This window comes from Mesorhizobium silamurunense, assembly GCF_014843905.1.
In the GTDB taxonomy this organism is placed as follows: domain Bacteria; phylum Pseudomonadota; class Alphaproteobacteria; order Rhizobiales; family Rhizobiaceae; genus Mesorhizobium; species Mesorhizobium silamurunense.
Window position 1 is genome coordinate 1 of sequence record NZ_LPVS01000056.1, and the last position, 12,625, is coordinate 12,625.

Here is a 12,625-nt window from a genome sequence, read left to right on the forward strand (position 1 = left end):
CATCGCAACCTCCTTCGTTCAGGTGTTGCGACGACCGCTTGAATCCGCCCAATACGCGTGCGGAGCGTACTCCGAACTTCTGCATCGTCGCGGTATCCAGGCGAGCATGAGCCGTGTCGGAAATCCTTATGACAACGCGAAAGCGGAGAGCTTCATGAAGACCCTGAAGCAGGAAGAGGTGCAAGGTCTCGCCTATAGGGATGCAGAGGATGCCCGCAGGCGCATCGGCGCTTTTATCGATACCGTCTACAACACGCAGCGCCTGCATTCGGCGCTCGACTATCTCACGCCAGAGGAATACGAACAGATGCATCCAGGTGGACGACGGATGGAAAAGGCGGCATAGCTGAACACGGGAAACTGTCCGTGATTTTCCTTGTCTCAGTCTGGGGGTTCACTCCACGACTGTCCGCGACTTAGCGGAATCCCCGTCCGGCTTTTGCGAAATGCGCACGCACGATGGTGTTTTGGTGCGCCGCCGTCGGTCGCGACCGTCAATACATGGCCAGCTGAACGGCCGCAGCCGTGGGGAATATCCTGGTGAGGCAGTGGATGAATGGTTCGGGAGCATTCCATGGTGAGGCGATACGACCTCTCTCCCAGATTGTCGCGCTATAGCTCCTTCCATTCCCTCGAACCAGTCCTCCTGGCGCTCCCGAAGCGAGGGAAGGATATGCAGCCGACGCGAGTAACCCAGCGTTGCCACAAACAGGTGCGTCCGAACACGCTCGCCGCCGATCCACACCCGCGTGTCGCCAAAGTCGATCTGCATCTGACATCCCGGCGCCGTCTCAAACCGAACTGTCGCGCGCTTCAAGGCCGGCGGTCAGTAGCGATCGCTATTCGAGGCAGAAACGATGCTTATGCTCGTCGGCGCCGAAGCGGAGAAGCAGACGCCACCTCCGGTTGCAACCGTCCAGCGTGGGGGGGCCCATGGCCGATGTAGATCATGCGCTCGACGGTGCAAGCAGATCCGAGCGGGCTCGCTTGCCCGGCTATGCGGACAAGGCCCGTCCCAGTTGTAGCATCATCGGCCCAGTGACCGGGCTGTTACCGGAGCTCCCCGCTACCGGGTGCGACGCTAAGCGCGCCACCACCCGCCTTCGGCGCCACATAGAGCACCTGGCCGTGCATGCCGCGGCCCAGGAATGTGCCCAACTCGTCCTGCGTCACCCACCATTGGCTGCGATAGCCGGGCAGGGTCGTATAGTTGAATTTGGTGGGATCACCGCCCCTTTGCACGTCGTGTAGCACGGAGGCGGGAATGAGTTGCCTACCGCTCCACTCGCCCTCGCGTCGCATTAGCTCGCCGAAGCGCGCCAGGTCGCAAGCGGTCGCCGACAGGCCGGCGCCGGCCATCGCCATGCCTCTTCGCAGCCGAGTGGGGGCCACAGTCGTTCATGCAACAGCTGCTCGAACGATCGCCCTGTCACGCGTCCCATCGCCCAGGCGAGCGCATCGGTGTTTGCAGTCATATACTCAACGGACTCGCCATGCGGGACAGCCTTGCAAATAGTGCAGAGGTAGTCGCACAAACTTTGCGGCCCACAATAGCCAACCGGCCGAGGTCGCCAGCCACAACCGCGCGCATGCGCTTAGAAACTGGAGCGTTTGTCTTCGTAGACCTCGCTGTAATAGAGGCCCGTTTGCATGTCCATCACCTGGCGCAACGTCGCGTCCTCAAACGCGCTGCCGCGCAGCTCCGGCACATAGTGCACAAGCGCCTTGGAGTCCTCGAGCACGCCTTCGTGCACAAGCGCCGCGGCGAGCGTTCGCATATGACTTCGTAACCGAGTGCAGCGCATGGGGCAAGTGCGGCTGAAGCGCGCCAAAATAGCGCTCGTAAACGATGCGCCCACGATGCAGACCCACAATCCCATCCGTGTAGGTGTCGTAGAGGGCCTCATCGAACCGGCGCACGCGCCCGTAAGCGTCGGCGAAGTTGAGCGCGCCAATATCGGCGGTCTTGTCGCTGCTATCGAGCAGCGTAGGCTCGCCCAGTCCGCGCCACACGTTGACAGTCGGCACAAGCTCGCGCATGTGCGACAGAGACCAGCGGAGCGGCGGGAAATCGAGGAAAGCGTCGCTCCTCGAAGGTGATGCGCTTGTCTGACAGCGGCGGCGAACCGCGCATCCACCCGAGTTCATTCGGATCGGAGGCGCGGCCGTTTTGGTTCGGCGTATTGATCGTCGGCCAGAGCTTGTGGTTGGGCGGCCAGTTCGGGATGCGGAGACCTAGTGGTATTCTGTCCTTAATGTGCGGCGGCTCCCTTCCCGTCGTCAGTGTGGGTATCGCGACATACCGCATGCGCAGAGCTGGGTCCCAGTCGGATCAATCCAAAGCCGCTATCGATGTCGATTTGGGTGCCGAATGGCTCCGAGAGCTTCTGTAGCCGCTCCAGAATGGCCTTTGCTTGCGGCGCAGGGGCTGGACGCGGCACACCCCGATTTGCAAACCGATTCGAGCGACGAAGCTCGATTGGATAAAGCCGCAATTCAGCAAGCAGGTTCTGCTCAAAGCGGCTGACGGCGACAACGCTCTCATAATAGACCGCATCGGATTGCGGGCCCACTAATCCTTCTGGCGTTGGATATCCCTTTGCCACCTCGTCCACTGTCACTTCGGCATCCGTATCGACCCGCGGGTCCTTGCCGTATGCCTCGAACATGTCGGCGCCCACCGGCGTCCGAAGGTCCTGACAGAAGAAATTCCCCAAACTGTAGAAGATAGGTCGCCCTTTGTAGATCTCTATTCCTCGCAACACATGGGGCCCGTGTACGACGTACGCATCGGCTCCAGCATCAATGAGCTTACGGGCAAAGCTTTGTTCGTAATCTGGTGGTTCCTGGCTCCATTCCCCAGGCTCGTGCCCGTGGTTCGTGGCGATGCAGAAATCGGAGAACTGCTTTCCCTGACGAACGTTTCGTAGAATGTTGGCGACATCGTGCGTATTTGGTTCGAAGCTGTAACCGGCCTCGTCACCGGTTTTAAATGCCACCCCAGCCACCACGACTCGGCTCGGATCATGTACGCCGGGCCTACTGCCAGGCAACACATTGCGTACCCGCCTCAAGCTCTCCAGCATCTCCGCTGGGACCACGACACTCTTCTTCAAACGAAGCGCGTTGAGTCCCGGTCTACCCGGCGCCTCCCCAGCGGGGTTGCAGGCACGAGACATAGGTTCGAATGTCGTAGCAAATGACACTAACGCCACACGGCCGCGAGGGGTTTCCCAAAAGCGAGCAGCGCCGGCTTGTGCGAGATTCTCGCCGGCACCTGCATGGATGATCCCGTTCTCGTCAAGGGCCCGGCTCGTCTCGCGCATACCTTCGACGCCCCAGTCGAGCGTATGGTTGTTCGCACGACTAAGCATATTGAAGCCCATCACCTTCAAGTCATAGCCCAGATCCGGGGCGCTGATGCAGTACGCACCGCCGAACTCAGCCTGCGGGCATCCCCTTGACCGAACATCCAAGATGTTGGTTTCCAAGTTGCCAAACGTGACGTCAGCCCCGTGGAAGGTCCTGAGAACATCGGCAAAACCTGGGTAATAGCCTTTGGTTACGGGCCGCGCGTAAAGAAGGTCACCGACTGCCGCCATCGTGAAACCGTCTGCAACGTTCGTTTCGACTGAACCTACCGTATCAAAGCCCCCTTCCCGCAGGATCGCAGGGTGGCCATCTTCGTGAGAACCCATGTTATCTCCAATGTTTCAAGAGCATCAGTTTCAATCCTCTGCACCTGTTTTTCGATACATTCGGACCGATGAGGCTAAGCTACATGAGCAGGCGAATGATCGTCCGCTACAGCCGGCTGGACCAGAATGTCAGTGGCCGGAGCGCGCACGTGGCAGGCCACAACCCGTCCGTCTGCCATTGGCACCAAGGGCGGCATTTCGATGCGGCAACGCCCGATCGCGAGCGGACAGCGTGGGTGAAACGCACACCCTCTGGGCGGATCGATCGGGCTCGGCACCTCGCCCTCCACGGGCACCTCCAGCCGCGCTCGAGTCGGGTCCGGCACAGGCGCGGCCGCAATAAGCGCCTCCGTGTATGGATGGACCGGCTTGGCGAACAGCGCCTCGCATGTGGCCAGTTCCACGATCCGCCCCAGATACATAACGGCGACGCGATGGCCGATATGCTCCACGACGCCAAGGTCATGCGAGATGAAGATGAAGGCGATGCCCATTTGCTGCTGGAGATCCAGAAGCAGATTCAAGATCTGTGCCTGCACGGATACGTCAAGGGCTGACACCGCTTCGTCGGCGATGATGAGCGAGGGCCGGAGGGCCAGCGCCCGCGCGATGCCGAGTCGCTGCCGCTGGCCGCCCGACAGCTCGGACGGGAGCCTGTGCATCATCTCAGGCGACATTCCGACCTTCTGAAGAAGGTCCGCAGCAAGCGCTTGGCGCTGCTTGCGGCTGAGGCGCTCGAAATTTTCGACGGGTTCGGTGATAATCTGTCGAGCGGTGAGGCGCGGATTTAGCGACGAATACGGATCCTGAAAGACCATCTGCATCCGACGGCGCCACGCGTGAAGCGCGTCCTTCCTGAGGCCCGCAATATCGGTCCCGTCGATCAGCACGCGTCCGCCAGTCGGTTCCACGAGCCGCATCAAGAGCCGCGCGACAGTCGACTTGCCGCAGCCGGATTCGCCCACGATGCATAGTGTCTCTCCCGCCTCGACGGAAAAGGATACATCCTCCACCGCCCGGATCACCGGAATGCTTTTCTTGAAGATTCCCGAGCCAAGCGGATAGTGCTTGGTCAGATTCTCGACTTTCAGCAATGGACCGTTCATACGCCCACTACCTCTTCGGCGCGCCAGCAAGCTGCGGCGTGGCTCGACTCGACATCAAGGAGGGGGGGCCTCCTCTCGCGGCAAATGTCGATAGCGAACGGGCAGCGAGGAGCAAAGCTGCAGCCCACAATGGGCTCGCGCAGGCTTGGGACAATGCCGGGAATCTCCGGAAGGCGGCGCTGCCGGCCGCGTCGCCGGTCAGGCACCGATCGCATCAGGCCCTGAGTGTAAGGATGCGCTGGACGCGCAAACAGATCTATAACGTTCGCTTGTTCTACGATACGGCCAGCATACATCACGATCACGCGCTGGCATGTCTCGGCTACAACGCCCAGATCATGCGTGATGAACATCACGGCCGTTCCCGTGCGCTCTTTCAGATCGACAATGAGCCGCAGGATCTGCGCCTGTATAGTGACGTCGAGGGCCGTCGTTGGCTCGTCGGCAATCAACAGTTCCGGCGAGCAGGCCAGAGCCATTGCGATCATGGCGCGCTGGCGCATGCCGCCCGACATTTCGTGGGGATAGTTGTTGACCCGACGCTCCGGATCCGCGATGCGGACGAGCCGGAGCATCTCTTCGGCCTTTGCCATGGCCACCAATCGAGACGCTTTTGTGTGGATCTGCACCGCCTCGGCGATCTGGCGGCCGACGGTATAGACCGGGTTGAGGCTCGTCATCGGCTCCTGGAAAATCATGGCAATCTGACCGCCGCGGATCTTTCGCATCTCCCGTTCAGAGAGTTTCAGGAGATCGCGTCCGTGGAAGCGGATCTCGCCGCCGACGGACTTGGCGCTTAGCCTCGGCAGCAGACGAAGAATGGAGAGGGCGGTCACGCTCTTGCCGCACCCGGACTCCCCGACCACGCCGAGCGTTTCGCCTCGTTTTACCTGAAAGCTGATACCGCCCAAGGCGCGTGTGACGCTTTCTTCACCGTAAAAGTGCGTCTCAAGGTCTCTAACATCGAGAAGCACGTCATCCCCGGCGGGACTTGGCATTAACATGTCAGCGTCTCCGGTTGGAGCGGGGGTCGAACAGGTCACGCAGGCCATCTCCGAGCAGGTTGACGGCAAAGATCGTAACGGCAAGGCAAATGCCGGGGGCAAAGACAGTCAACGGGGCGATTGCGAGATACAGTCGAGAGCTCGAGATCATGTTACCCCAACTGGGAATTTCGGGCGGCACCCCGACGCCGAGGAAACTCAGCCCGGCTTCTATGAGGATCGCGCTGGCGCAAACTGTAGCGGTTTGTACCATGAGCGGCGGGATGGTGCTTGGGAGAATATGCCGCCACAGCACCTTGTACTGACGTGCGCCACCGCAAACCGCGGCCTCCACATAGGGTCGCTCTCGAACACTCAGAACCACCGAGCGGACCACCCGCGCGACGCTCGGCGTCTCGACAATGGAGATGGCGACGATGAGGATGCCAATCCCAGGCCCCGTCAGAGAAACAAGAGCAATGGCCAGCAGAACCGACGGGATCGACATCAGACCGTCCATTACCCGCATGATGACATTGTCAAAACCGCGGTTGTACCCGGCGATGATCCCAATCAGGAGACCTGCCGAAGCCGCGCACACCGCCGACGTCAATCCCACTATAAGAGAGATTTGGGCGCCGAATACCGTCCGTGCAAACACATCCCTGCCCAGATTATCACTTCCGAACCACTGTTCGGCGGAAATCGGCTGAAGACGCTTGAACGGATCTAAGTTCAATGGGTCGCCGGCGTAAAGCGGGGCAGTGAGCGCCAAAACAATCAGAAGCATCAACAGCCCGCCGCCTACAAGAACGAGCGGATGTCGCCTTGCCAGACGGGGAAGGTTGGATATCCGAAGGCGTTCCGCCGGGACTGATTCAACTGGTGCGGACAAGATCGTCATATCAGAACCGGATCCGGGGATCGATCACGGTGTAAGCGAGATCAACCGCGAGGTTGATAAGGACGTATAGGCCCGAAACGAGGATGAGCACGCCTTGAATGATGGGATAATCGCGGTTGTTGATCGCATCGACTACCAGACGACCGACACCGGGTATGTTGAACACCGTTTCCGTGATGACGACGCCACCGACCAGATAGGCGAAGCTTATGCCGATGACGGTGAGGATCGGGGCACCTGCATTCTTCAGAGCGTGATGGACAAGCATCGAATACGACGACGCACCCTTGGCAGCGGCCGTGCGCATATAATCTTCCGACAGAACTTCGAGCATGCTGGCCCGCGCGATCCGAGCGATGAAAGCAATGTAGGGGAGGCTCAAAGCCACGCTTGGTAAAATCAGGTGCACGAACCATGGCCCGATGCCGTGGTCGATCGGCTGGTAGCCCTGGACCGGCAGCCAGCGCGCCTTGAGAGCAAAAACGTATATGAAAAAATAGCCGACGACAAACACCGGGACGGAATAGCCAAGCGCGGAGAACGCAGTGAGGATGCGATCTACGAGGCCGCCAGATCGCCACGCGGCAAGGATCCCAAAAAAGACTCCGATCGTCACCGAAAGAATCATCGTCAGGATCGACAGGGAAAGGGTCGGCTCTACCCGCTGTGAAATGAGCTCCAGAACCGGTCGCCCAGCCAGAATCGACGCGCCGAAATCGCCGCCGAGGATATTCAGCGCCCAATGCGCGAACTGAACCGGAAGGGGCTCGTTGAGCCCCAGCTGTTCGCGGATGCCGGCGATCATCTCTGGCGTGGCCATGTTGCCTGCCATCATGGCTGCGGGGTCGCCGGGCGACAGCCTGAGAAGCAGGAACACTAAAATCCCGACCATCGCCATGACGGCGATGGTCGAAACCAACCTGTGTAGGATGTAAGCCGCCATCTAGGCCGGTGCCTTTTGCATGTTCCACATCGGGTACCACGCCGGCACGCCGATAAGGCCGGTCAGATTTTTGCGGCGAGCGATTGGAACGACAATTTGACCTAGCAGAACCTGGGGCACATACTCCCACCAAATTCGCTGCATCTGGCGGGCCAAGGCTTTGCGCTCTTCCAGCGTTTCGACATCCGCCCATTTGACCCGAAGAGCCTCATATTCGTCGTTCTGCGGCCAGCCGTACCAAGCCTTTTCACCACTCATTTGCAAGGTGAAGTCGGTGATAACATTACCCAGGATCGCTTCAGGTTCGGTCGTCATGAAGAGGCTCCAGCCTCCTTCCTCAACCGGGCCCTTGTTGGCGCGACGCGCAACAATTCCGCCCCAGTCACTCGGCGCAAGTTCGGCATTAACCCCAATTTTTCGCAAGGCGGCGGCCAGAACCTGCGATGCATTTTCGCCCGCGCCCCAGTTCGTAGGCTGGAGAATAACTACCTTCTCGCCGGCATAACCGGCCTCCTGGAAGAGTTGCTTTGCCCTTTCCGAATCGCCCCCCCTTTTGAACCATCCCGTATTTTCGTTATTGGACACCGGCGTCTCGTTTCCAAACATCGAAGTGACGGTGTGGCCATATTTGGGGTCGGGGGATATGACGCCTAGAAATGCCTCTTGATCGACCAGATGAAGGAGAGCTTGGCGCGCCTTGACGCTGTCGAACGGTTTCTGCAGACAGTTTATGCGCACAAACATGTCTTGGCCCAGCTTGTCCAGAACCTGGAGTTCAAGATTGGGATCGCTCTCGATCACCGAATAAAGATCGGGGGGCGGGACTGCGAGGAAATCGACCTCAGCTGTCTGCAATGCCGCCAATTGAGTCTGCTGATCGCCGATAATCTCCCAAATGACACGATCAACGTTCATGACCTTTCCGCCGGCCAATCCGTCGGCCGGCTCGCTTCGTGGCACGTAATTTTCATTGCGGTCGTAGGTGAAGCTCGCCCCCGGCTTGGCAAGAGCGTGATTGAATTTGAGCGGTCCAGATCCGATATTCGCGTTCACCTGCTCCGTCGGAGGAAGCTTCGCATCCATCTCGCGCATGATGAACGGGCCTTGGAAAGCCAGGATGTTGAGCAGTACCCCAAGCGGCTCCTTCAGCGCAATCGTGAAGGTCCGGTCATCCTTTTTCGAGATATCCCTGGCCCGCGCCATGAGCAACTGCCCGCCGGGAGCCATTTGACCCCAGCGACGGATCGAGGCCACACAGTCAGCCGCGGTTACGGGAGTGCCATCGTGCCAACCGAGACCATCGCGGAGCTCGAACGTATAGGTCTTCCTATCGTCGGATACGCCCCATTTTCCCACCATCTGCGGCTGCGCCACAAGCTTCGAATCGATCGCGAAGAGCGTGTCGTATATCGCGTAGGCATGGGTGTGGGTCGGGTCAGACGTCGTAACAACCGGGTCGAACACGGAAAGATCCTGTATCACCATACGGACCGTCCGAGCGGCGTCTGGCGATGTCTGCGCTCGCAGAACCGACGGTATCGATAAAGCCGCTCCAGCGGCCACGCCCATCTTCATAAGGTTGCGCCTAGAGATAGTCATATTCAGTTCCTCCCTATTGAGCCACAGGCGCAGTTAATCCACGCCTTATTCTGCGTCGGACGACACCAGGGGCGAGGCGCCTAATCTGCGGCGGCAACAAAATACGCTAGCACCCTTGAGAGGACAGTTCGCTCCAAAATGGATCGACTGCTGACATGCAGGCGCCACAAAAGCCTCGTAGTTTGAAATATATCGTCGCGCGATCTGCTGCAAATTGCGTAATTTGCCGCCGTCGCATGGCGGAGGGTCGCGCAGGACCCGCACCCCGACGCGTAGATAATCGCGCAAGATGACCTGGATTTCTCTCGATGATCGCCCAGTTCACATAGTCCGTACGGTTGTCCTCAGGACATTCCTCCACTCCGGTCTGGGGGCGCGATCTCTTCTGCGGGTGCTCAGACGGCGCGCGCGGGTGCGTATTCCGATGATGCCGGCCGGTCATTCCGATTTCGAAGGCGGCCATTTTTCGGTCTGATCCTGGGCCTCGTTGAGGTTGGGTTGGGTTTTGTTTCAGGTCAAGCTTCGATGTTTTCAGGTGTGGTTGGTGGGCGCTGTTTCCGCATGCTTTCACCGGTGTGATAGATGCGGCAGGCGTTGTGAACGAGGCGGTCCGAGATGGCATCGGCAGGAGTGGGTTTGCAATAATTCCCCACCAGCGATCTACGGGCACCTGACTTGTAAGCGAGAGGGCAGCGAACAGCCGGGGACCTCGGTGATAGGCAACGGAGAAGTCTTCGCGGCAGGCCTTGTGGCCAAGAGCGCAGGCAAGCAAGCTTTTGCCGACGCCGGCTGGCCCGGTGACAAGAAGAGTGGTGCTTTCTGATCCAGTCGCAGCCGTCAAGCGCCATGAATAGATTGCGGTCGAGACCGCGTGCGGCGCCGAAGTCGGCATTCTCGATCTGCGCGTCATGGCGAAGCTTGGCAGCCCTGGCGCGAGCCTCGAAACGCTTCTGACGGCGCCTGGTCGCCTCCCGTTCGAGCAGCATGGCAAGCCATTCGCCGTGCTCGAGGCCGCGCGCTTCGGACTGAGCGTCCAGTTCCTGAAAAGCGGTTGCCATGCCGTAAAGGCCAAGCTCTCGCAGCATATCGATGGTCGGAGTGATCAGCATTGGTGGCTCTCTCAATGAAAGCAATCAGGGCCACGCAGATTGGCATGGTCGACAATGGCGATTGGTTCGATGGACTGACGTGCGGCTTTGTGGTTGCCGATGAGCGAGGCAATACTCTTGCAGTTCAGGCCACCAATCTCGACAGCGCGGGCCGACACGACTTCGGGCCCGATTGGGATCGATGTCGCGAAACAGGCGTAGAATGCCCAGACATGTTCGAAAGCCCTGCTCGGGATGCGGACGGTTGGCGAGGATTGCGATAACCAGGCCTCCATCTGGCCCGATGGATGCGGCCCAGCTGTGAATCGGCGTGCAAAATTGACCCCCTAAGCCGGGGAATCGGCGTCCAATTTTGACCCCCCTGATGCTTTGATTTTGCGACCATCAGCTCGTCGTTGCGAGCGGATGGTGTGGGGATGAAGTCGGTGGATACGATTGCCCGAGTTCGGCGCGCATTCCATGTGCAAGGATGGTCGCTCAAGCGGATTTGCCGCGAGCTGCATGTGTCTCGGAACACGGTCCGCAAGATTCTCAGATCCGACGAGACGTCGTTCTCCTACGAACGCGAGCGGCAGCCCAAGCCGAAGACCGGTCCGTGGCAGGATCAGCTTGACGGGTTTTTGAATGGCAACCGTGGCAAGGCGGCGCGCGAGCAACTGACACTGATCCGGATTTACGAAGAGCCTTGCAGCCTCGGTTACGAGGGAGGCTATGACGCCGTCCGCCGCTACGCAAAGAACTGGGCGAAGGGGCAAGGATCGGCAACAGCCGATGCCTATGTGCCGCTGTTTTTCCCGCCGGGCGAGGCCTACCAGTTCGACTGGAGCCACGAGATCGTCCTCATCAACGGCGTGACGGTGACCGTGAAGGTCGCCCACGTCCGGCTCTGCCACAGCCGCATGATGTTCGTGCGGGCTTATCCGCGCGAGACGCAGGAGATGGTTTTCGATGCCCACGACCGGGCCTTCGCCTTCTTCGGCGGCGCCTGCACGCGCGGCATCTACGACAACATGAAGACGGCGGTGGAGACGGTGTTCGTCGGCAAGGACCGGCAATACAATCGCCGCTTCCTGCAGATGTGCAGCCACTATCTGGTGCAGCCCGTCGCCTGCACCCCGGCCTTCGGCTGGGAGAAGGGTCAGGTCGAGAACCAGGTCGGGCTGGTGCGCGAGCGTTTCTTCACGCCGCGGCTGCGCTTCAAAACCTACGAGGAGCTGAACGCCTGGCTGCAGGACAAGTGCGTCGCCTACGCCAAGGCGCACCGTCACATCGAACAGCCGGAACGAACGATCTGGAATGTGTTCGAGGAGGAGCGCGGCAAGCTGGTCGAATATCGCGGCCCCTTCGACGGATTCCACACGGTGCCGGCCTCGGTGTCGAAGACCTGCACGGTTCGCTTCGACACCAACAAATACTCGGTCCTGTCGACGGCCGTCGGCCGCCCGATCGAGATCCACGCCTATGGATAGGATCGTCATCCGCCAGGACGGCGTGGTCGTCGCCGAACATGCCCGCTCCTTCGGGCGCAACGAGACGGTCTACGATCCCTGGCATTACGTCCCTGTGCTTGCCCGCAAGCCCGGTGCGCTGCGCAATGGCGCCCCATTCCGGGACTGGGCTCTGCCACCAGCGATGGAGCGTATCCGACGCAAATTGAAGGCGGCGCATGACGGCGATCGGCAGATGGTGTCGATCCTGGCCACGGTGTTGACCGACGGCATCGATGCCGTGGAGGCTGCCTGCCAGGAAGCGCTCGATCAGAATGCCTGCTCATCCGCCGTCATCATCAACATCCTGGCGCGGCGGCGTGATCCGGCGCCGGCCGTCACCATCCTCACCCCGGACGCTCTTCGCCTGCAGCATGAGCCGCAGGCCGACTGCGCCCGCTACGACAGCCTCAGGAGGGCAAGCTGATGGAACGCACCCAGGTTCTGGAACTGATGGGAACGCTGAAGCTCTATGGCATGCGCAGCGCCTATGACGAGGTCATGGCGACAGGCATCAAGCGCCAGCACGAGCCGCCGAGGATCGTCGGCGATCTGCTGTCGGCTGAGATCGCCGAGAAGCAGGCCCGCTCCATCAAATACCAGCTCACCGTCGCCAAGCTGCCGATCGCCAAGGACATCGATGAGTTCGACTTCGACGGCACGCCGGTAAACGAGGCCCTCGTCCGAGAGCTCGCCAACGGCACCTTCGTCGCCGACCAGCGCAATGCCGTGCTCATCGGCGGCACCGATCTCGATTCATAATGCTCATCTCGCTATCGCCTTATAAAGCCAAGCT

Annotated in this window: 10 protein-coding genes and 4 pseudogenes; 3 read left to right on the plus strand and 11 right to left on the minus strand. The window is 60.1% G+C overall.

Features of this window, described 5'->3' with window-relative positions:
- Positions 1-346, plus strand: a 346-nt coding sequence (locus tag AU465_RS16335) for an integrase core domain-containing protein (protein WP_192249561.1), incomplete at its 5' end; no start/stop codon positions are given.
- Positions 347-606: 260 nt separating this feature from the next.
- Here AU465_RS16335 and AU465_RS16340 read toward each other — a convergent pair.
- The 11 genes and pseudogenes from AU465_RS16340 to AU465_RS16380 all read right to left on the minus strand — a co-directional run.
- Positions 607-820, minus strand: a pseudogene (locus AU465_RS16340) (IS21 family transposase); the annotation flags it as partial.
- A 230-nt stretch (positions 821-1,050) separates the two neighbouring features.
- The gene (locus AU465_RS37465) at positions 1,051-1,392 is read right to left on the minus strand and encodes a serine hydrolase domain-containing protein (protein WP_312891271.1); all 342 of its coding nucleotides are present in this window, start codon (positions 1,390-1,392) and stop codon (positions 1,051-1,053) included.
- Entirely contained in the window at positions 1,302-1,535 is a 234-nt protein-coding gene (locus tag AU465_RS37470) for a serine hydrolase (protein WP_312891269.1), read from the minus strand. The genes AU465_RS37465 and AU465_RS37470 overlap by 91 nt, the downstream gene beginning before the upstream one ends.
- A 60-nt stretch (positions 1,536-1,595) precedes the next feature.
- Complete coding sequence (locus AU465_RS37475) at positions 1,596-1,778, minus strand: serine hydrolase (protein WP_312891270.1); 183 nt, start codon at positions 1,776-1,778, stop codon at positions 1,596-1,598.
- A gap of 474 nt (positions 1,779-2,252) precedes the next feature.
- Positions 2,253-3,698 (minus strand): CapA family protein, encoded by a 1,446-nt coding sequence (locus tag AU465_RS16350; RefSeq protein ID WP_192249565.1) that lies wholly within the window; start codon positions 3,696-3,698, stop codon positions 2,253-2,255.
- A gap of 74 nt (positions 3,699-3,772) precedes the next feature.
- Positions 3,773-4,804 (minus strand): ABC transporter ATP-binding protein, encoded by a 1,032-nt coding sequence (locus AU465_RS16355; RefSeq protein ID WP_192249569.1) that lies wholly within the window; start codon positions 4,802-4,804, stop codon positions 3,773-3,775.
- Entirely contained in the window at positions 4,801-5,808 is a 1,008-nt protein-coding gene (locus AU465_RS16360; RefSeq protein WP_192249573.1) for an ABC transporter ATP-binding protein, read from the minus strand. Before AU465_RS16360 ends, AU465_RS16355 begins: the two co-directional genes overlap by 4 nt.
- Position 5,809: 1 nt before the next feature.
- On the minus strand, positions 5,810-6,691 hold the full coding sequence (locus AU465_RS16365; RefSeq protein WP_192249576.1) for an ABC transporter permease: 882 nt from the start codon (positions 6,689-6,691) through the stop codon (positions 5,810-5,812).
- Between the two features lies 1 nt (position 6,692).
- Positions 6,693-7,634, minus strand: coding sequence for an ABC transporter permease (locus AU465_RS16370; RefSeq protein WP_192249579.1), 942 nt, complete (start codon positions 7,632-7,634; stop codon positions 6,693-6,695).
- Positions 7,635-9,233 carry an ABC transporter substrate-binding protein gene (locus AU465_RS16375; protein WP_192249582.1) on the minus strand — a complete coding sequence of 533 codons (1,599 nt, stop codon included), beginning with the start codon at positions 9,231-9,233 and terminating at the stop codon, positions 7,635-7,637. It lies immediately after the preceding gene.
- Between the two features lie 515 nt (positions 9,234-9,748).
- Positions 9,749-10,342: pseudogene (locus AU465_RS16380) on the minus strand (ATP-binding protein).
- A gap of 416 nt (positions 10,343-10,758) precedes the next feature.
- Here AU465_RS16380 and istA point away from each other — a divergent pair.
- Positions 10,759-12,323: pseudogene (gene istA / locus AU465_RS16385) on the plus strand (IS21 family transposase).
- A pseudogene (locus tag AU465_RS16390) lies at positions 12,256-12,576 on the plus strand (ATP-binding protein); the annotation flags it as partial. The pseudogenes istA and AU465_RS16390, both read left to right, overlap by 68 nt.
- Positions 12,577-12,625 lie beyond the last annotated feature (49 nt).

Coding starts and splice junctions, on each gene's coding strand:
- AU465_RS37475 (WP_312891270.1), bottom strand. CDS start 1,778: ATGCGAACGCTCGCCGCGGCGCTTGTGCACGAAGGCGTGCTCGAGGAC.
- AU465_RS16350 (WP_192249565.1), bottom strand. CDS start 3,698: ATGGGTTCTCACGAAGATGGCCACCCTGCGATCCTGCGGGAAGGGGGC.
- AU465_RS16355 (WP_192249569.1), bottom strand. CDS start 4,804: ATGAACGGTCCATTGCTGAAAGTCGAGAATCTGACCAAGCACTATCCG.
- AU465_RS16360 (WP_192249573.1), bottom strand. CDS start 5,808: ATGTTAATGCCAAGTCCCGCCGGGGATGACGTGCTTCTCGATGTTAGA.
- AU465_RS16365 (WP_192249576.1), bottom strand. CDS start 6,691: ATGACGATCTTGTCCGCACCAGTTGAATCAGTCCCGGCGGAACGCCTT.
- AU465_RS16370 (WP_192249579.1), bottom strand. CDS start 7,634: ATGGCGGCTTACATCCTACACAGGTTGGTTTCGACCATCGCCGTCATG.
- AU465_RS16375 (WP_192249582.1), bottom strand. CDS start 9,233: ATGACTATCTCTAGGCGCAACCTTATGAAGATGGGCGTGGCCGCTGGA.